This window comes from Providencia sp. PROV156, from assembly GCF_028480905.1.
GTDB lineage: Bacteria > Pseudomonadota > Gammaproteobacteria > Enterobacterales > Enterobacteriaceae > Providencia > Providencia hangzhouensis.
In genome coordinates this window covers 44,596-65,440 of record NZ_JAMPPE010000001.1, presented here as the reverse complement: position 1 = coordinate 65,440, position 20,845 = coordinate 44,596, and the positions used below count along the sequence as shown (strand labels likewise).

Annotated in this window: 18 protein-coding genes; 4 read left to right on the top strand and 14 right to left on the bottom strand. The window is 38.6% G+C overall.

The features are described 5' to 3' along the window. The first annotated feature begins 3 nt into the window (after positions 1-3). Both PSF31_RS00295 and PSF31_RS00290 read left to right on the top strand, forming a co-directional pair. Positions 4-1,428, top strand: a complete 1,425-nt coding sequence (locus PSF31_RS00295) for a Na+/H+ antiporter NhaC family protein (RefSeq protein WP_096863219.1) — start codon at positions 4-6, stop codon at positions 1,426-1,428. A 209-nt stretch (positions 1,429-1,637) separates the two neighbouring features. After that, complete coding sequence (locus tag PSF31_RS00290) at positions 1,638-2,780, top strand: trans-sulfuration enzyme family protein (RefSeq protein ID WP_096863218.1); 1,143 nt, start codon at positions 1,638-1,640, stop codon at positions 2,778-2,780. Positions 2,781-2,924: 144 nt separating this feature from the next. Here the strand turns inward: PSF31_RS00290 and dmsD are convergent, their stop codons facing one another. The 6 genes from dmsD to PSF31_RS00260 form a co-directional block, all read right to left on the bottom strand. Continuing rightward, positions 2,925-3,542, bottom strand: a complete 618-nt coding sequence (gene dmsD, locus PSF31_RS00285; protein ID WP_036958487.1) for a Tat proofreading chaperone DmsD — start codon at positions 3,540-3,542, stop codon at positions 2,925-2,927. A gap of 123 nt (positions 3,543-3,665) precedes the next feature. After that, the gene (locus PSF31_RS00280; RefSeq protein WP_096863217.1) at positions 3,666-4,523 is read right to left on the bottom strand and encodes a DmsC/YnfH family molybdoenzyme membrane anchor subunit; all 858 of its coding nucleotides are present in this window, start codon (positions 4,521-4,523) and stop codon (positions 3,666-3,668) included. A gap of 1 nt (position 4,524) precedes the next feature. Next, positions 4,525-5,142: a DMSO/selenate family reductase complex B subunit gene (locus PSF31_RS00275; RefSeq protein ID WP_096863216.1), complete on the bottom strand. Its 618-nt coding sequence runs from the start codon at positions 5,140-5,142 to the stop codon at positions 4,525-4,527. A gap of 10 nt (positions 5,143-5,152) precedes the next feature. Next, the gene (gene ynfF / locus PSF31_RS00270) at positions 5,153-7,579 is read right to left on the bottom strand and encodes a selenate/tellurate reductase subunit YnfF (protein WP_004262285.1); all 2,427 of its coding nucleotides are present in this window, start codon (positions 7,577-7,579) and stop codon (positions 5,153-5,155) included. A gap of 476 nt (positions 7,580-8,055) precedes the next feature. Further along, complete coding sequence (locus PSF31_RS00265; RefSeq protein WP_096863214.1) at positions 8,056-8,802, bottom strand: energy transducer TonB; 747 nt, start codon at positions 8,800-8,802, stop codon at positions 8,056-8,058. Between the two features lie 400 nt (positions 8,803-9,202). Beyond that, a complete protein-coding gene (locus PSF31_RS00260; protein WP_004262274.1) occupies positions 9,203-9,673 on the bottom strand; it encodes a multidrug/biocide efflux PACE transporter in 471 nt (156 codons plus the stop codon). A 109-nt stretch (positions 9,674-9,782) separates the two neighbouring features. Between PSF31_RS00260 and PSF31_RS00255 the strand changes: the two genes are divergently transcribed. Both PSF31_RS00255 and PSF31_RS00250 read left to right on the top strand, forming a co-directional pair. Continuing rightward, the gene (locus PSF31_RS00255) at positions 9,783-10,637 is read left to right on the top strand and encodes a LysR family transcriptional regulator (RefSeq protein ID WP_004262273.1); all 855 of its coding nucleotides are present in this window, start codon (positions 9,783-9,785) and stop codon (positions 10,635-10,637) included. A gap of 185 nt (positions 10,638-10,822) precedes the next feature. After that, on the top strand, positions 10,823-11,302 hold the full coding sequence (locus PSF31_RS00250) for a DUF4822 domain-containing protein (protein WP_004262272.1): 480 nt from the start codon (positions 10,823-10,825) through the stop codon (positions 11,300-11,302). Positions 11,303-11,370: 68 nt separating this feature from the next. On the opposite strand, the gene yegD is transcribed toward PSF31_RS00250, so the two are convergent. The 8 genes from yegD to nrfA all read right to left on the bottom strand — a co-directional run bounded on the left by yegD (position 11,371) and on the right by nrfA (position 20,383). After that, positions 11,371-12,723: a molecular chaperone gene (yegD, locus tag PSF31_RS00245; protein WP_272683171.1), complete on the bottom strand. Its 1,353-nt coding sequence runs from the start codon at positions 12,721-12,723 to the stop codon at positions 11,371-11,373. A gap of 322 nt (positions 12,724-13,045) precedes the next feature. Then, a complete protein-coding gene (locus PSF31_RS00240) occupies positions 13,046-13,444 on the bottom strand; it encodes a hypothetical protein (RefSeq protein ID WP_004262270.1) in 399 nt (132 codons plus the stop codon). 329 nt (positions 13,445-13,773) lie between these two features. Next, positions 13,774-14,820, bottom strand: coding sequence for a heme lyase NrfEFG subunit NrfF (gene nrfF, locus PSF31_RS00235; RefSeq protein ID WP_096863212.1), 1,047 nt, complete (start codon positions 14,818-14,820; stop codon positions 13,774-13,776). Continuing rightward, complete coding sequence (locus tag PSF31_RS00230; protein WP_096863211.1) at positions 14,813-16,687, bottom strand: heme lyase CcmF/NrfE family subunit; 1,875 nt, start codon at positions 16,685-16,687, stop codon at positions 14,813-14,815. Before PSF31_RS00230 ends, nrfF begins: the two co-directional genes overlap by 8 nt. Positions 16,688-16,711: 24 nt before the next feature. Further along, positions 16,712-17,668, bottom strand: a complete 957-nt coding sequence (nrfD, locus tag PSF31_RS00225; protein ID WP_004262263.1) for a cytochrome c nitrite reductase subunit NrfD — start codon at positions 17,666-17,668, stop codon at positions 16,712-16,714. Beyond that, the gene (gene nrfC, locus PSF31_RS00220) at positions 17,665-18,336 is read right to left on the bottom strand and encodes a cytochrome c nitrite reductase Fe-S protein (RefSeq protein ID WP_094961333.1); all 672 of its coding nucleotides are present in this window, start codon (positions 18,334-18,336) and stop codon (positions 17,665-17,667) included. The genes nrfD and nrfC overlap by 4 nt, the downstream gene beginning before the upstream one ends. Next, complete coding sequence (gene nrfB, locus PSF31_RS00215) at positions 18,333-18,902, bottom strand: cytochrome c nitrite reductase pentaheme subunit (protein ID WP_096863210.1); 570 nt, start codon at positions 18,900-18,902, stop codon at positions 18,333-18,335. The genes nrfC and nrfB overlap by 4 nt, the downstream gene beginning before the upstream one ends. Positions 18,903-18,949: 47 nt before the next feature. Then, the gene (gene nrfA / locus PSF31_RS00210) at positions 18,950-20,383 is read right to left on the bottom strand and encodes an ammonia-forming nitrite reductase cytochrome c552 subunit (RefSeq protein ID WP_004262239.1); all 1,434 of its coding nucleotides are present in this window, start codon (positions 20,381-20,383) and stop codon (positions 18,950-18,952) included. Positions 20,384-20,845 lie beyond the last annotated feature (462 nt).

The window sequence follows — 20,845 nt, the reverse complement described above, 5'->3', positions numbered from 1 at the left end:
CTAATGAATGATTATGGGATTTGGACCATTGTCACGCCAATGGTGACGATACTTTTAGCCATTTTTACACGACAAGTTATATTATCATTATTACTGGGGATATTAGTTGGTTTTACCGTTATATATGATCACAATATATTATTAGGTATAAACGGAACGCTCGATGGCATTATTAATACGTTTGCATCACCGGGAAACACAAAAACAATTCTATTTATGGTAATGATTGGCGGTATTATGCGGCTCGTCGTTGTTACTGGTGGTGTGCGTTCATTGGTTAAATTATTAACAAATAAAACAAAGTTAATTAAAAATAAAAAAGCTGTTCAATTAATGGCGATGATTATTACATCATTAATTTTTATTGAAAGCTCTATTAACCAATTAATTGCTGGAGCATCAACAAAAACATTAGCGAAGAAATACGGAGTTTCGCCAGAAAAAATGTCCTACATTGTGCAGACTTCCTGTGTATCAGTGTGTTCATCAGCCATGATTAACGGCTGGGGAGCGGCAATGATGGGGGTTATTGGCGTACAAATATCTAAAGGTTTAATTACTGGAGAGCCTTTTGAAATTTTAGCTGGCTCAATGGTATTTAATATCATGGCGTGGTTTTCCCTCGCTTCAGTGCTGTTTTATATTTTCTCCAATGTTTCTTGGGGGCCAATGAAAAAGGCGGATTTACGCGCAGAGCAGCAGGCTTTAACTTTATTATCCGCGGAAGAAGCTGAGCAGGATGATGAAGATATTATTGAGCACCCTAATTGCCATACCTCTCTTAACTTCTTTATCCCAATTTTATCAACGGTATTAATGGTGCCTGTTGCGCTTTATATCACCGGTAATGGCGATTTTAGTAAAGGTAGCGGTTCAACATCGGTATATTGGGGAGTCATGTTTGGAACTTTAGTCTCTTTTGTGTGGTTCTTAGCACGTCGTGTACTTAATATTGAGACTTTCTTTAAAGAATTATATATCGGTTATGCCAGCATGGTAAAAATTAGCTCGGTGATGATCCTCGCTTTTTTAATGGGAACCGTTTCTTCAGATTTAAATACCGGTGCCTATATAGCAGAAATCACCTCGGGTGTTATTTCGCCGGCTTTCTCAATAGGCTTTATCTTCTTAATTAGTGCGGTAATGTCATTAGCAACAGGAACATCGTGGGGAACATTTGCCATTATGATCCCAATTGGTGTGCAATTAGGACTTTCAGTCGGAATGCCTGTTGAATATATGATTGGTGCAGCCATTGCAGGTTCAATTTACGGAGACATGACATCACCAATTTCCAGTGATGCAATTGTGGCTTCTATGGCAACAGATTGTGACCATATTGAGCATATTCGTACCCAAATGCCTTATGCAACAGTTACGGCCGCGTTTGCGCTGATAGTTTATCTGTATTTAGGTTTCACATATTAATAAAGTGAATAAAATAATAAAGATTGGGCAAAATTAGCTGCAATAAATAAAATAGATTTATTTCAAGGAGTAGCACCGCTAGTAAAACTAAATAATCATTCAGAATATTTAGGTCATAATATTTATACTGATGGTGCACTCGCTATTTTTGTTCATTCTGAAATCAATGTGGCAATAATTAAATAGACTTTTGATAATGCGATTTACTTATGAAAATTAATACCAAGGTTATTCATGGATACCCCATGACAGATAAATATACCGGAAGTTCTTCTATCCCGTTATATCAATCATCTACATTTTCACAAGCCAATATTGAGGAAAGTTACGACCATATTTATTCTCGTTTTTCCAATCCAACGAGAGATGCATTAAGTGAGGCTATTTGCGCGATTGAAAATGCAAAATTTGCTGAAGTTTTTTCCTCAGGAATGGCAGCAATAAGCGCCGTATTGCTTAATTTTAGTCAGGGCGACCATATTGTTGCCTGCAAAAATATATATGGTGGCTCTTTCCAATTAATGACTGAATTTTTACCACGCTACGGTATTTCAGTCACATTTGTTGATGCGACTAATCCAATGAATTATCAGCAAGCAATAATGGAAAACACCAAAGCGTTTTATATTGAAACGCCATCTAATCCAACGTTACAAGTGACGGATTTAAAATCTGTTATTGGGATTGCGCAGCAGCATAATATTATTACTATCTGTGACAATACCTTTATGACGCCGTTGTTATCAGATGTTATTTCTCTTGGAATTGATTTTTCTATTAATAGCGCAACTAAATTTATTAATGGCCATAGTGATGTGATCTTGGGGACGGTAGCAACGAATAACCCTGAATATGCGAGGTGGTTACATAAGTCTGCAGTTGCTATTGGCAGTATTGCTGCACCATTTGATAGCTGGCTGACAATGCGAGGTTTAAAATCAATGGCAATGCGGGTTGAACGAGCAAGTGAAAATGCGCAAAAGCTTGCAGAATATCTGAATGAGCATCCAAAAGTACAACACGTTTTTTATCCTGGGTTAGCTTCGCACCCAAATCATATCATTCATATGCAGCAATCTAAAAATGGCGGAATGGTGGTTTCCTTTGATTTGGGTAGCTATGAAAATGTAAAACGATTTTTAGACGCGATTCGTATTCCACTCGTTGCAGTCAGTTTAGGGGGAATTGAATCAATTATTTCCTACCCTAAAATGATGTCCCATGCTTGTATCCCTGAAGAAGAGAGATTACTGCAAGGCGTAACGGATGGGTTATTGCGTTTCTCACTGGGCTGTGAAGATATTGATGATTTACTTGCTGACGTCGGTTCTGCTTTATCGCAAATACAGTAATTAGGCGACTATCAACGTATTTTAATTCCTCAGTGGCACTAATCACATACCAAGAAAGTACCAATAATATATTCAAGCCCTCTAAATAATCAGATTATTTAGAGGGCTTTTACTTCACAAAATAATTATTTGAACGATATAAAACTAAAGACAAAGTTCTTTATTCGCTGGATTTAATTTAGCGGCTTGTTGGATATGTCTTAAAGTTTCAGTGGCCAATAGTGCGGAAGCTTCATAAAATGCATTTCCGCTTTGCAGTTGCATTTTCTCTAAATAGCGATAGACCCAAGGTAGAAAATGTAATTCTAGCAATTCGCGTAGTAGTTCTGGTTTATTTTCAATCACCCAGGCGGTGAGAAGAAATAATAACCCTACATGATCTTCTGGCTCTTTTTGGTTTAATTCAATATTGATTTGGTTATTACGGAGCCATGCTCTTAACTCAAGTGTCGAAATACCAAAAATAACATTTTCTTTATCAAGATAAACAGAACCCCAAGGTGGTGCTGGTAATGCATAAGGGCCTATAAATAAGCGCTGATAGGCTTCTTGTAATGTTTCTGATTCAGAAAGATTATCTTGAAAGAGTTTATCAATACGTTGGCAATCATAATCCTGAGTAAATGGCCATTCAGCTAACCATTCGCTCGTCGTAAATAAATCAATTAACTTATTTACGCGTGCATCAGAAGGGTCATAATAAAATAATGCCCCTAAAGTTTGCGCGCAAAGCGAAAAATCTGCCAATAATTTTTGTTCCATATTTGTCCACATTGCTATGTTGATGATGACTCTTTGGTGTGATCGTAGCGAAACATGAGATTGTTGTCGATGATAAGAAAGTCATTAACCTTCTTATCATCTTAAAAAACAATGAATTAGTCGTTAGCCTGCAACAGCCATACCCACCGTCATATGCAGCCCGTAGAAAATGCCTCTACCAATCAATTCACCAAAAATCACCAATAATACGGCGACTAGTAGCCCAATAATTGAAGGGTTTTTCATTTTAACATGCGGGTAAATCCAGAAAGCTAGCCCCAATGTTAAGCAAACAGTACGCCATCCCATCAGTGAGGCATAATCTGGAACAAGCTCTGATGCTTTTTGTACTGAACTTTGGATAGAGCCTAATTCAAACCCCTGCGCTGTCACCAAGATACTACTCGCAATCACTGCAACAATACTGATTAATGTAAAGAAGCGGACGTTATTGATATCATAGCTAGCTATGCGCAATAAAAATGCGGCAAGAACAGGCCCCGCAATAAAGCTGGTTAAGATAAATTGCAAACTACCATAGTGATTAAACCAAGTTGGGACGGTATCAATTTGGTAAACGCGAGATATGGCATAAATAAATATTGCCGCACAAATGATAGTGACGATTAACCAAATATTGCCGACAGACTTGGGCATCTTTTTTAATAATGACAATAGCCAATATATCCCACCTAAGGCAAAGAATATTGAGCCACTGACTATTTCGTTACTGAGCGCTGAATGCCCAACACGTATCATCGAATTAAAGGCACGCATCGGTGAGCCCATATGTAGCATGGAGAGTAAAAAGCCAACTCCCATTAACACCCATAAACCAAACATGCTCATCACTATTTTATGATGCTGTTCTTGCATGGGTTTCATTAACAATACCAGAGCCATGAGAATAAATGCGCCAGCAACACTTTGACCTATAACGGTGAAGAAGATTAACGGATATTCATGTAAGCCTGCGCCCATTTTAAACTTCCTCCGGATTAGCTAAATAACCTGTGGTGTCGCCCACAGGACGGCAATTTGCATTGAGATTTAATACAATATTGGGTTTGGTATAATGTGCTGCTGGTAGCGGTGCTATTTCATTGATTGTTCCGTATTTCTCACGTAACTCTTCAATGGGCCCAAAATCTAATGCACGTAGCGGGCAAGATTCAACACAAATGGGTTTTTTGCCTTCAGCCACACGTTCATAGCAGCCATCACATTTAGTCATATGCCCTTTGACTGCATCAAACTGTGGTGCACTATAAGGGCATGCCATATGGCAATAACGGCAACCAATACAGACACTTTCGTCAACAACGACAAAGCCATCTTCACGTTTATGCATTGCGCCACTTGGGCAAACTTTAACGCAAGCAGGGTCTTCACAATGGTTGCATGAAATAGAGAGGTAATAAGAAAATACATTTTGATGCCATGCGCCATCTTGCTCTGTCCAGTCGCCGCCTGCATATTCATAAATACGACGAAAATGAACATCAGCGGATAAGTTTTTAAAATCTTTACAGGCGAGTTCACACGTTTTGCAGCCCGTACAACGTTGTGTATCAATATAAAAACCATATTGTTGTGACATACCGGGCTCCTTATAGTTTTGCAATTTCAACTAAGTTAGTATGCTGAGGGTTTCCCTTAGCAAGCGGTGAAGGGCGTTGAGTTGTGAGGACATTAATACACCCGCCTTGGTCTACTTTTTTGCCAAACATATCGGCATCTAACCAAGCCCCTTGGCCCATAGCCGTCACCCCAGGCATGATCCGCGGTGTCACTTTAGCTGGGATATGAACTTCACCTCGGTCATTGAAAACTTTGACCATATCACCCTGATTAATACCACGCGCTTTGGCATCTATTGGGTTAATCCATATTTCTTGGCGGCAGGCTTGTTTTAAGATATCAATGTTGCCATAACTTGAGTGTGTTCTGGCTTTATAATGAAACCCTGTCATTTGTAATGGGTATTTTTTATTAAGGCTATCGGTATGGCTTTCAAAGCCTTCTGTGTAAATTGGTAACGGATCAATCACATCATCTGGTGCTAATTGCCATGTTTTCGCTATCTCAGCTAGGCTTTCAGAGTAAATTTCTATTTTTCCTGAAGGCGTTTTCAGTGGATTAGCTTGAGGGTTATCTCGGAAGGCTTTAAATCCAATGACATGCTCATCTGGGCATTTGTGCTTGAAAATACCCACGGTTTTCATTTCTTCATAAGTTGGCATATCAGGGTAGCGTTCGCGACTTTTTTCACATAAATATTTAACCCATTCGTGCTGGGTGCGGCCTTCGGTGAATTTCTGTTCGACATCAGGGCCTAAGCGTTTAGCAATTTCCGACAAAATTTCATAGATGGGTTTACGCTCAAATTTAGCGCTAGTCGCTGGTTGGCCTAAGATCATGTAAGACATGTTTCCTGCGGACTCGCTAGGAATAAGGTCTTCTTGCTCGGTAGGCATTAAATCAGGTAATAAAATATCGCAATATTTTGCTGATGCCGTCATGAAATGGTCGATACCAACAATCATTTCGCATTTGCTGTCATCTTGCAAAATTTCATGGGTACGGGCGATATCACTATGCTGATTTATCAATGTGTTACTGGCATAGCACCATAAGAACTTAATGGGAACATCTAATTTATCTTTCCCTTTTATGCCATCGTGAATGGCGGTCATTTCTGTGCCGCGTTCAATAGCATCAGTCCATGTGAAAACGGAAATTTGTGTTTTGACTGGGTTATCGAGCATTGGGAACCATTCAACACCTGAATCATAAGTGCCTTCACGACAGCCTGAATTTCCGCCACTAATACCAACATTACCTGTGATAATGGCTAACATGGCAATTGCTCGAACGGTTTGTTCACCATTTGAATGACGTTGAGGGCCCCAACCTTGAACAATATAAGCGGGTTTCGCTTGGCCTATTTCACGAGCTAACTTAATGATTTTATCTGCTGGAATACCTGTAATTTTAGCGGCCCACTGTGGTGTTTTAGCTATACCATCAGCACCTTGGCCTAAAATATAGGCCTTATAGTGACCGTTTTGAGGTGCAGAAGCCGGTAAGGTTTTTTCGTCATAGCCAATACAGTATTTATCCACAAACTCTTGGTCAACCATATCCTCAGTGATAATCACATAAGCTAATGCAGCTGCAAGTGCGCCATCAGTACCAGGGCGAATAGGTAACCATTCATCTTCTCTACCAGAAGCTGTGTCATTATAACGAGGGTCAATAACTATCATGCGCGCATTCGAACGCTCACGTGCTTGTTCGACATAATAAGTCACACCTCCACCACTCATACGAGTTTCGGCTGGGTTATTACCAAACATCACAACTAGTTTTGTATTTGCGATATCGTCGGGGCTATTGGCTTCTTGAGAACCATACAGATAATTCATACCCGCACGAATTTGCGCAGTACTATAACTGCCATAGCGGCTCAGGAAACCACCACATGAATTCATTAAACGATAGGGAACATTCGAATTGGTGATATTACCGCCATCAACGCCAGTGCCATAGAGAACATGTACCGCTTCATTGCCGTAATTTTGCAAAATATCGCGCAAACTATTACCAACGGTATCTAGGGCCTCTTCCCATGAAATTCGGACAAATTTGCCTTCACCACGTTTACCCACACGTTTCATTGGGTACTTTAATCTATCTGGGTGGTTCATTCTTCTACGGATTGAGCGGCCACGCAGGCAAGCTCTTACTTGATGATTGCCATATTCATCTTCTCCCGTGGTATCAGATTCAACCCAATATACTTCATCGTCACGAACATGGAGACGTAATAGGCAACGGCTACCACAGTTAACGGTACATGAGCTCCAAACCGCTTTTTCTTCAGCGGATGTTGAGTTTTGAGTGTTATCGATTGCTTTTGCATTGAAAGGAAGTGATAAACCGCCTACTGCAGCAAATAAACCGCCTGCAGCGCCAGATTTCACGACATTGCGCCTCGAGATAGGGCTATTTAATAATTTATTTTTTGTATTCATTGATATGAGCCTTTATGACCATATTAAATATAATGTTATTCAAGGGTTATCTTACTCTGACATGTTTAGTTTTTTTTGCGCCATATCAATGAAGTTATATTTGCAAAACTGGTAACTTTTCTATAATAAATAAATTATATTGATAATCAATATCATCTTAATATCATGAATATAAAGAATTTTTTGTTTCCCTTGCTGGAGGTTGAAAATTTAGAAATGTTAATATTTGGTTTTGTAGAGAAAATATTTCTCTAGGTGAGGAGTTTTCGAAAAATAGGGAGAATATTTCTAGCAGTATAGTTGGAAAATAATAATAAATTTCTCTAGAGTCATTAATTGTTCTAAAAAATCAATAAAGATTATCATTATTTTTCGGAATAAAAAGCAAATACGGAATAACTGTCTATTAGATGAATATCTAATACCTAATTAAGACGTAACTTCTTAGTGGGAATAATATTTATTTTCAACTGAGGTTAATTAAATTCAATATTAAGTGTTATAGATTGAGCAAAACCTGCAGGTGGTTTACCTACAGAGCGGCTTTTTTGTACTGCAAGCAAAGCAGCTTGATCTAATAAATCATTTCCTGAGCTACTTGCTAAGCGAATTAAGCTAATTTCCCCGTTTTGGCTTAATTGAAATTGTATTGTTGCAATACCACGGTTTTTCATTTTTTTCGCGCGGCGAGGGTATTGTTTATTTCTCTCAACTTCTTGGCGTAGTTTTTCACGGTAAGCATTAATTAATTGGCTATTAGTATCACTAGTCGCATGTTGGTTTTTGGGGCCTTTTATTCCTGCGGATTGAGACGATACAAGGGCTCCAGCCTTTTGTTGTTGTGCGATTGGCAAATCATTTTTAATTTCTGTATTAGCTGGTTTGTGAGCGTTTTCAGTTCTTTTAGTGAGTTCTTTGGGCTTCACAGGTTCTTTTGGGGTTTTGATCACCTTTTTTTGCTTTTTAGGCGCAACAATGACGGCGTGTTCAACTATTGGGCTGGAAGCAATTTTTACCTCACTAGGTGTGTCTATAGGAAGGGGGAGCTCTTCAGGTTCTGCAACGTTGACAGCTTGAGTCAATGCGATCGATATAATAGGCGCATCCTGTTGTGCTTGGTTTTTTAAGGATAATGATTGAGCCGTAACATAGGTTAAGTACCCAATAACAAGAACATGAAGTGTTATGGATAGCATAAAAGTGATTAATTTTCGACTCATCATAAAACCTCAATATTCTTTCTCGTTGAACCTAAAGAGGGGAGACCAATTCAGGTATTAAGTAGTTATGTTTGAGTTATGACTCATAAGGTAAAATAACGATTCGAATTATATGTTAATAATTATCAATTGCAAATGATAGTTATTATCAACTTTGGTGGGTGCATATTATAATTTGTTAATATTTTGATTTTTAATGAAATATTATTTATAAGTAAAAAGGCTTGGTGAGTAGCCAAGCCTTAATGAGGTTAATTGTGTGATAAATTAGTTAAATATCATTCTCTATTTTATTTTTTGCAAAAAAAAGAGGATTATTTCGGCGTGTTTATAGGGGTTTTAATATACAAAGAACACCGTGAAGATAAGCAACACGGTGTTCGAATATTTATTAAGAGTAAAATTAAGAGCGTTTAGCTACCGCTTCAGAGATACTTACAGCGTTCTCTCTATTTGCAAACCAACGGACACGTAAAAGGTCATATCCAAGATTAAACGCATAAGTATAAAATAAGAAAAAGACAAAAAAGCCGATTTCAAGTAAGAATGCATCTAAGAATGACATTTGAAGTAAAAACGCCAGCATTGGGACACCCATGATCACAAAGCTTAATTCAAAACCAACAGCATGAAAAACACGCACTTTGGCTGGGCGAGACCCCTTGGATAAAGGCCAATAACGGTCAAAAGCCATGTTATAAAATAAGTTTAATAGCATTGCCAGCGTCGATAAGACAATAGCTACTGTTCCCATTTGGAAAATTGAGCGTCCTAAAAGCCACGCACTGACCGGTGCAGTTATCGCAATTGCGATGACCTCAAATGAAACTGCATGAAAAATTCGCTCAGTTAATGTTTTTGTATACTTGCTCATAACTACCTCAAAGATATAGAAAATTAATTTTTAGGTAAAAATCGGGTGCAATTATTTGCTATTTTTTATATATATACAAAATGGCAGCCATCGAAAAAAGCGATACCTTATGAACTATTCTATAGAAACATTGCGTACCTTTGTGGAAGCGGCATCCTTAAAGTCATTCTCTGCTGCGGCACGTAAATTAAATAAAAGCCAATCAACTGTCAGTACGACAATCAGTGGTTTTGAAGACGATTTGGGGTTTGCGTTATTTGATAGGCAGGGGCGTGAATCAACATTGACTTTTGCAGGTAGAAAAGTTTTGAGCTTAGTTGAGGATATTTTATCAGCAGATGAGCGTCTTCAAGCGCTTAGAGTTGAGTTGCTCCCTGATATTGAGCCTAGGTTAAGTTGTGCTTTTTCAGATACCTATCAGCCACCTCATGCTGAGCATATTGTAACAACATTAGATAGGCAATTTCCGCATCTTGAGTTTGAGTTTTTAATTGCAGAAAATAATGCTGTTATCGAAATGATCCAGAACCAACAAGCCCATGTTGGTATGATGGAGTCCCGTACAGAATATCCTGCGGATATTTCTTTTTCTCGTTTACCTATTCAAGGTGAATTAGGTTTATATGTATTAGATAGTCATCCATTAGCTAAAGAGAAAAAAATAACTTATCAACATTTAACGATGACTCGTCAATTACGGCTAAGCAGTAGCAGCCAAATTATTATTAATAGTGAAAAGAACTGGTTTGCACCTAATTATTTATTATTATTAGAAATGGCAGAACAAGGGGCTGGATGGGCAATATTACCAACATGGTTAGTTAAGCAATTTGGACATAACCGTTTAGTGAGTATTAATTATGATTTATGGCCACGTAAAATTGATGTGGATTTAGTTTGGTCTAAGAATAATCCACCCGGAAAAGCGGGGTACTGGTTGATTAATAAATTGCTTGATAGCTAAAATTAAGAGTATTAATTTTAAAATTCATGAATTTTCGATATATTTTTTATTGTAAAATAGTATTTACTAATTGTAATAAGATATTATCTTGTAAATAAACGTAATATAATTTTCAAAATTGGTTTTATATCGCTAATCTTAACTTAATCAAATTGTTGTTTGAGTTAATTTATTAGAGGATAAAAATGAAAAAATTATTAGTACCTACACTCTTTGCTGTTGTATCTACTATGTCATTTGCTGTTCAAGCAGCTACAACTCCAGCAGCAAGCCAATCACAGAATGCGGAACATAAATTAAATGCTTACGAAGAAATTATGGTAGGCAAAGTATGGACAACGACAGAAGCTTTAGATCAAGATAAAAAAGAAGTTAATGCAGATGATAAACAAGTCGCTAACTTTTTTGGTTTAGCTGAGTATTATCCAGACGGTACATTTAATATGACCACGTTTGATGGAAAACCTAAAATGAAAGGTGACTGGTCATTTGATGAAAATGGCAAAACTCGCTCATTAACAGCGAAAGATGACGAGGGTAAAGTCTTGTTTACTCGTGTTGTTGAAAATGTCACAGTAACCCCAGAAGAATACACATATCGTATTTATCCAGAGCAAGATAATAAAGATAAGTACTTTGATATTGTTCATAAAGTTAAGAAATAATATTTTGTACCAATAGCGCAGTCTAAATATGAATCTTATTTATTCTGCGCTATTAGTGTTTCTGTCGCTTATTTAAAACAAGTCTCAGCCCAACGCGTTAACCCTGCAGTAACGGAACCAAAATCATCCCCACGTACTATCGGAATATTAGGTAATTCTTGGCTAATAGCTTGGTGTAATATTGGGGAGCGAGCACTCCCACCTGTAACGTAAATAGCATCAGGTTTGACCCCGCCTTGGTTGACTGCTTCTTTAACCAATTCAATCATTTTACTTTTTGGTGATTCAATTGATTCCACCATTTGTTCATGGGGAATATTCACTTCTAATTTTTCAGAAATTAATTTAATTTGTGCTAAATAGCTTGAGGCGTCTGATAAAGCAATTTTAGCTTCTTCAGCTTTACGTACTAAGCTATAACCTAATGTTTCATTATAAACTTCTAGTAATCGAGATATTATTTGAGGTTCTTTTGCATCTTGTTTTAAGCGTGTTAACGCTGTCAAATTTTGTCTTGAATAAAACTCTTTTTGTGCTTCAACATTATTGATAGCAATAGGGTTCCAAAATTGCAGGAATGGCATTTTAATGCCTGATAAAGATTGGCTTTCCATCCCAAAAAGCGGCATCAATTGTTTTAATGCAAGGTAAATATCAAGGTCATTTCCACCCACCCGTTGTCCACTATGAGCAAGTAAGGATTGTGTTCTGTCTTGTGCATTTCTATAAGTGGGCCCCATTTGGATTAATGAACAATCCGTTGTTCCACCACCAATATCAACGACTAGGATAATCTGGTCTTTATTTAATGTTGATTCATATTCAAGCCCTGCGGCTACGGGTTCGAATTGAAAAGTAATATGATTAAATCCTGCGCGTTTTGCCGCGCGATAGAGTATTGATTCTGCTTGTTGGTTCGAGAGTTCCCCTCCACGACCATGAAAGTTAATAGGGCGTCCAATCACAGTATCATCAATAATCTGTTGTAAATTATTTTCTGCGGTATTCTTTATATTTTTCATCATGGCGCAGACAAGGTCTTCAAAAAAACTAATTTGAGTCTCATGTAAGCCAGATGCTCCCAAAAATGATTTAGGGGACTTCACATAATATACATCTCTAGGATCACTTAAATATAAATCTAAAGCGGCTTGCCCAAATACGATGTCTTCAGGCATTAAATCGATCTCTTCATCACGGTTAAATGCGATAGATCTTTTTAAAATTTGCTGCCCGATTTCATTCGAGGGGGCGATTTTACAATGGCGAAATAAATGCTCAGAGACTGATTCTCTTGTCGGTGCGCATAAGGTTGATGGGATATAAACGTTATCGCCTTCTAATGGTAATAATGTGGGTATCCCGTTCTTCATGACCGCAATAGCGCAGTTAGATGTACCGTAATCAAAACCGATAAACATTTCTCCTCCAAGAGTAACTATTTTGAAAAAAGGCTGAGACTTTATATCAAGCAGGGATGAATTACTATTGAAAAATAATTCTATATGAGGGATAGCTCAAAAGGAGATAGTCTGAATTGATCGCATTTTGCCTAGATGCTCTGTTAGTACAGAGTCTCCGCGATAAAATGTAATCATCATTAAAGGATTGATTTACGGAATGACAGATATCTAAAGAGAATATAGTTTTTTATGTAATATTTAATTTGAGCCCTTTGATATATTAATGAAATTTTAAAGGGCTCGGAAATATCTTATTTAAACAGTTGGGTTTTATATTTACTTAATTATTACAATACTTATTCCAAATAACATTAAAGTCATTATCAGGAAATTCTTTATCATCTCTATCGATTAATGGAATGGAAACAACATTACGTCCATCATTATGAAGATAAGTTTTGACCACAAAACGTTTAAATGAATATGAATTTTGGCTAGTAAAAATAAGTACTTCACCGCATACATAGCCTAGCATACCATGGTCTAAGGTTTCTCTTATCTCATGATATTTAACATTTTTATACTCGGCTGTTTTGGGAAATGCTAAAAAATCTTCAACCGCTTTTTGAGATTTTTCTACAATGTCTAAATCAGGTGTATAGTTACTTACAACGCCTCCTATAAAGGACGCGCCTGCAATTAGGCCAATAACTAAAAATGAAAATATTTTATTTTTCATAGTGTTTATTTCTTATGTTATTATTTTTGAACTTCCCAATGAATGCCAAAATATAAAAGTAAATAAAATTTATCACCATAAGCTAAATTTCAATTGATAATTTCACTTACGGAGATATACTTGGATTACATTTGGGATAATTTACTGTTGCCAATCTAACATAAGATTATTTGAAGTAATATAGGGGGGACACAATGGTAATCAATAAGAAACGAAAAATTACACATTTAAATAAATAGACATTCATAAAAGAATATTTTATCACTACTGTGATAATTTAGTATGTATTAATCCCTAGCGTAATAAAATTAATAATAAAGATAAGATTATTATTTTTTATTCTTCATTATTTTTGCCATATGAATAGCTTCAATGAGCTGAGAGCGATTAATACGAGAACTATTACTATCTAATAACTTTTGCCAAATATCAATCGCTTGCTCATAATTTGCATTCATAAAGGCATCAGAAGCAACTAGCATTAATGCGGTAACTTCTTGATTATCAAGGGTTAATGCTTTGTTGATTACCGCTCTGATATCTTCGGTTAGCTGTTGACCTGCTTGGTAATATAAAACGGTTGCAATAGCAGAGTATATTTGAGCATTTTCCCCGCCATATTTTAGTGCTCTTTGATAAGCAATTAACGCATTATCATAACTGTTTTGATAAAGATAATATTCACCCAGTATAGCCCAAAGCTCACTATTTTTAGGCGATTGACGAATATCATTCTGTAAGCGTAATAAATCCTTTTGTTCTTGCTGCAATGGTGTGAATGAGAGCAGTGGATCGGATATACGTTGATATTCCTGATAAGCTAATTCAAATCGAGGTGAGAAGAAGTAAGCAATAACAACCAACACAATTAATATGGCAAGTAATTTATTAAAATGCCATTGCAGGATAGTCGAGGGTGTTGTTATATCTGGGGGTAATAATTGCTCGGATATTTGTCGATGGCTAAAATTGTTCTCTATAAGTTGCTGTTTTTGTGACCGAGTAAATTTGAAAATGAAATAAAAAATGCCAATCAGAGCAATAGCAGGCAATCCCCAAAGCAGCGCAGTTCCAATCGTTAGCGGTGGGTTATACAGCACGAAATCACCATATCGTTCAGTCATATAGTGCATGATTTGCGCTTTATCTTTCCCTTCAGCAACCATTTTAAAAACTTGGTGGCGCATACTTACTGCTGTGGGGGCATTAGATTCAAGTAAATTTTGGTTTTGGCATTGCGGGCAACGTAACTGTGAGGCGATCTGCAAGGAATACTCTTGTTCTTCAATGGAATTAAATTCCCACACATCAACGATTTGAGCATTGGATATAAAAGAGAAAAATAGGAAAAATAGTGCTAATAGGATTCTAAGCATTTTTTATTCTCCCTTTTACCCAGCTTATTAATAGGCCAAAACACATCACAAACGCACCGCCCCAAATCCATTGAATGCCATCTTGCACGTAAAGGCGTATCGCGTAGCTATTTGTTCCTGTTTTCTCACCTAATACCGCATACCAATTGCGTAACCATCCCCAATATATACCAGGTTCAATCATTAATTGCTGGCGAGCGGTATAAAGGCGGCGCTCGGTGATTAACTGGTGTAATGGCTGGCTAGCTTTGCTAATTTGTATAATAGCCTTTTCGGTCGTGTAATTAGATTTAGCTTCAAGTTGCAGTTCGTTGAATTGGAACTGATAACCGGCGAGTGAAATAGATTGCCCAACAGAAAGACTAACACTCGTTTCGTGGTGGCTACCAATTGACAAGGCAATACCAGCAGCAAAAATTACAACTCCTGTATGAGCGATAAGGGAAGGGAAATGTTGCCAAATAGCATCGATAGGACGTAGCCAAAAGATAAGTAAAATTGCAAATAAAAAGCCACAAGAAAGGGCGATAACAAGTCCTTTAGACCAAAGAAAGAAGCTTAATAACACACTGAGAAGTAGAATTAAAAGAATACGCCATTGGGGTTTAATGCGAGTTTTACTAAGAGGATAAATGGCACTCACTGCCATTATGATTAGCATTAAAATACCAAATGGTAATAACGCTTGGTTAAAATAAGGTGCCCCAACCGATATTTTCCCCCAACCAAATAGCGTGTAAATCATTGGGTAAAGCGTGCCCGTCAGAACAATAAATAATACAGTAGAAAATAGGATTAAAGTGAGTAATAAGTAAAGCTGACGGCGATTCATGTTAGTTGGTAAATTATCGATATTTTTAGCTTTCCAACCATATATACATAAAGCCCCGAAACTCAGAAAACTGAATAATAAGAAGAGGGGGACAGCCCTAACGTTATCCAAAGCAAACGCATGGACAGACATTAAAATCCCTGAGCGTACAATTAATGTGCCTAATAAAGATAAAATAAACGTAAGAATTGCCAGCAATATAGACCAGTGGCGATAGTGCCCAGTTTTGCGTGAGACTGTTAAGCTATGAAATAGGGCAGTTGCACTTAGCCATGGCAATAATGACGCATTTTCAACAGGGTCCCAAAACCACCAACCACCCCAACCAAGTTCACTGTATGCCCACCATGACCCAAGAGTGATACCCAAAGTGAGTATGCACCAACTAGGAACGACAACGCGCCAACAGAGCCCGGCGATAGTTTGGTTAAATTGCCCGCAAAGTGTAGATGCAAGCGCTAAGGCGGTTACGACCATTAACCCGCTATAGCCTAAATAAAGTAGAGGGGGATGTAATATTAATCCCCAATGTTGCAGCATTGGGTTGAGATCTCTCCCTTCAATAGCGGGAGGAAAAATGCGAACAAAGGGGTCAGAATAAAAGACGATAAACAGTAATAATGCCGCACTGATAATGGCAAGAAGCGTTAGTGTGAGAGGAAACACGAGATGAGTTTGCTGGCGATAACGCCATGCAAATAGACAACTCCAAGCTGAGATAAACAGCAGCCAAAGAAATATTGACCCTTCATGGCCTCCCCATACTGCCGCAATTTTAATATATAGCGGCGATAGCCGATGGCTATGTTGCGCCACATATACGACCGAAAAGTCACTTTGAATAAAACTGATAGTTAAACAAATATAAGCAACGAGCAAGAAAAGAAATTGTAAGTAGGTCCAAAGAATATTCCGAGGCATTTGCCTCGGAATATGGCGGATGAAACCAATAACTCCGAATGATACTTGAAAACAGGCAATACACAGTGCCAATGCAAGGCAGAGAAAGCCAATTTCTGGGAGTATGAGTTCCAATGATTACCCTTATTATTTAGTGAGTTATGCGACGGTCAACTGCCCTGCGTATAACACAAAGAAGCGTAAGCAGAAGACACCCAGTAAGCTTGCACCACTGATAATCAATACTCTTGCTGCGCCTTGTCCTTTGTCCATCCATTTCTTGAATAGAAGTGGAATAATAAAACCAAACCCGACAACACCAATCCAAAACCACCAAGTCCAGAAACCACCGCCTAATGCAGCAATTAATGAACGGATTTTCCCATCGTCTCCTAAAGCTAACCCGACAAAAAAGGCCGCTAATAGGAATATCTCCAACCAAATAACAAAGCTTTCGATACGGTGCAAAAATGCGGTTTCGCCGTTATGAATATTTTTGCGGTAGCGCAATGCGATTGCTATGAGTGATACCGCAATACCTGAAGATATTCCTGAAAATAGGAATAAAGCTGGTAATAATGGGTTGTTTAAGAATGGATAAGATTTTAATGCTGAAAGTAAAAAACCGGTATAAGCCCCAAGCAAAACGGCCAATATGAGCATCACAATATCCAGAAAACGCATTGCACGGTTTAGCAGGGTTAATACTCTTGGGATGATGGTAAATTTGGGCAGCCATTTTTGCTGTAAAACAATGAGTTCTTTTTCATAGATTTTAGCTAGCCAAATAACAAGCACTGCCATATACACTTGGAATAACATCACACCCATCGACATAACTGAGGTCGGGCTGTAATGAAACATTAATTTCCAGAACGTCCATGGACGCGTCAAGTGGAGAATTAAGATCAATAACCCAAAGATGATCGTCGTCGGAGCTAAAATCAGTGTTGTGCGCATTAGAGTGCTATCACTGTCAGCCGAAGTGGGATAATACTGGCGCATAAGTACCGCAAGTACCACAAGCCCAGCCGAAATACCAATTAAGAATAAGTAAACCGCAATGGGCCAGTCCCACACTAAGGATTCAAAATGGAAAGCAGAAGCTGTTGTCATTGGCTAACCTCCCCATATTTGAACGGAACCCGATACATTTTGGGGTGAGTACCGAGTGCAATTTTGAATCGATAAGTCGGTTTTTCTTTTAGCATCAACGAAATATCGCTCTTAGGGTCATCTAAATTACCAAAGGTTAATGCTTTGGTCGGGCAAGATTCGACGCAAGCCGGCTGCTTGCCCTTTTTTAGATTCGTTTTACGGCAGAAATCACATTTATCCGCGGTTTTATTGATGGGGTGAATAAACCTGACGCGATAAGGGCAGGCAGCAATACAGTATTGGCAGCCGACACATAAGTCAGGGTTGACATCAACAATCCCTGTCGTTTTATCAATAAAAGAGGCACCAGTAGGGCAAACATCGACACAAGGTGCACTTTCACAATGTTGACAGGAGTGGCGAAAAAAACGGTATTTAACATCAGGAAACTGGCCAATAGGCTCACTACGGATGATAGTTAACCGCGAAACACCTTCTGGGACTTGGTTAACCTCTCGGCATGCATCCATACACGCCGTACAGCCGATGCACAGATTTTCATCGTGCACCATGCCGTAGCGAACGCCATCTATTTTCATGGTGTTAGCTAGCGTATGGCTAGCAACTCCTCCTACCGCCGCCAGTGCTCCTGAGTAGATAATGAATTGACGACGAGAACAACTCATGGCTGCTCCTTACGCAATTTCACCGCTGCTGGGTTGAAATCAGGGTTATTGCGTTGATCTGAGTGGCAGTCGACACATATTTTTACTTTGCCCTTATCAGTCAGCACCTTCATCGTATCTTGTTTCGGATGAAGGTCATGGCAACTCGCGCAGGCTACTTTGGTGACGTGAACATCATGAGGCCAGAACGCTTTTTGCAGCTGCTCCGGTAAGTGACATGATAGACAGACACTGTTTTGTTGCTCAACGGTATACATTGGGTTGTTAAAGCGCATGACATCTTTGACACCTTCACGGTGATCAGGCCCTGGGTTACCGTGGCAGTTGGTACAAGTCACGGGTAAATTATTGTTAGGGTTAACCACTTCTGCGTGAGTGCCATGCATGCCTTCTTGGTCAGGTTTATGGCAGTCTAAGCAGGCTTTGTCAGCGCTGCGTTGCTGCGTGACAACCCAACGGCCTTCTGCATTTTCTTGGGCCATTTGTGGGGTTGCGGATGCGGCTGTTGCCCATAATAAGCCTGTTGCCAGCACCCCAGCAGTTAATAACGAACGTAGTGCGCTCATATTCACTCCATTGGTTGTATTGCCCCATTATTTGGGGCAAATCATGGTTATTTGGCTAATAGGTCATTTTTACGAGCTTGGTCATCCCATTGCGGAACCACAGTTTTTAAGAACTCTTGTTTTTCCGCATTGATTTTTTGCATATCTAAACCAATGGCTTGTTGCGCTTTTTCCTTGGTTGAAATATCTGGAATGGCAATTTCATGGGTGATGCCTTTTGAGCCTAACAGGCGAGCGAGCTTGGTTCGTGCATCTGCCGCTTTATCCATCGAACCACCTAACATACGCAGGCCTTCATCCGGTGCGTGCATATGAATACCGTGGGAGGCGATAGCTAAATCCCAACGCCATTGTGCATGACGAATATCAGTCAAAATTGGCTTCATTTCATCTTCTGTTGCGCCTGCATCCCATGCAGCTTTTGCTTCAAAGTGAGCACGAACTAATTGATCTTCCGCTTTGATTTTCATCTCTTGGATAGCGACTTTACGTTCAGCAACCACATCTTGCAGTTGTTGTTTGCTTTGGGTATGGCAAGTGCTACAAGTTTGTTCGAAATTATCGAATGGATTACCAATTTTATGGCTGGTGTACAGTTCGCCTTTTTCGTTTTGCAGTTTTGGCATATGGCAGTCAATACAGGTCACGTTATTTTTGCCATGAATACCCGCACTCCAAGTTTCATATTCAGGGTGTTGGGCTTTTAGCATAGGCGCTTTCGACAATGAGTTGGTCCAGTCAGAGAAACCAATGTTGTCGTAGTAGACTTCCATATCTTCGACTTTGGTACCGTTATCCCATGGGAATTTCACTGATTTTTTATCGCCAGAGAAATAGTATTCCACGTGACATTGGCCACACACCATGGATTGCTGATCGAACCGACTGGCTTTATCAAACGGTTTGCCAATCGCTTCCATTGCACGCTCTGCATAAGGGCGTGAAAGCGTTAGCTCTGGTTTACCTTTTGCAAAATCCGCAGAGTCTGTTTTATGACAATCTGCACAGCCTAAGACATTAACCACTTCGGGGCCACCTTTTGCCCACTTACCTTCGAAATAGCCATCTTCGCCATGTTCTTGGATTAGCCTCGCCACATCGGGGCTTTTACAGCTCCAACATGCCATCGGAAGTGGACCATCTTGGGCGTCTTTAGGAGCACCGGTTCGTAAGGTTTCACGGACGTCGATGACCGCATAGGCGTGACCACGAGGTTTGTTGTAGTCGCGTGAGAATGGGTATCCAGCCCACAGTACGACTAAGCGAGGGTCTTCCGCTAATGCATCTTCACGGTTTGATTGCTCGGATGTTGCTCGCCAAGAGTGGTACTGGTCAGGGTGAGCGGCTTCGAAAGTTTCATTTCGAGCATTGATGGTAGATGTACTATCTTTAGTAGGAGTTTGAGCATGAACAGAGGTAAAGAGAAATATTCCTGCAACCAGACTCAATAAGCATAGTGCATTATTTCTTATGTTTGCCATAAAAAGGGCCTCGAGTAATTTTAGCCAGTCATCCCTTCATTTTTCGAGTTGTGTTTGTATTGTGACCTATGACTCGAACTATTTTGGGTATCTTTTTGTTATTTAGGTTTGATAGTAAGCGCACAGATACTACCAAGACATTGCCAATTTATATGTGTAACAAAAAACCACACTAAAAATATTGTTTTTGATCAAAAGTTAATTTGTAATAAGGAAATAGAATGTGAAGAAATAATAAAAAATAGGTATTATTGAAATTGATATAGTTATTTTTCAATAGTTTTAAATTGTTAGTTTCAATAATTAATTAATAATGATTCTTATTCTGATGCTTAGCGTTATCCAATTCTATTTTATTGATTTTAAAATAATTTTTTTATGTTTAATATTTAATGGTTGTTTTTAAAATAAAGTTAGAAATGAAATTTGTTTAATATCAAAAAAAACACAGATATTTTTTTT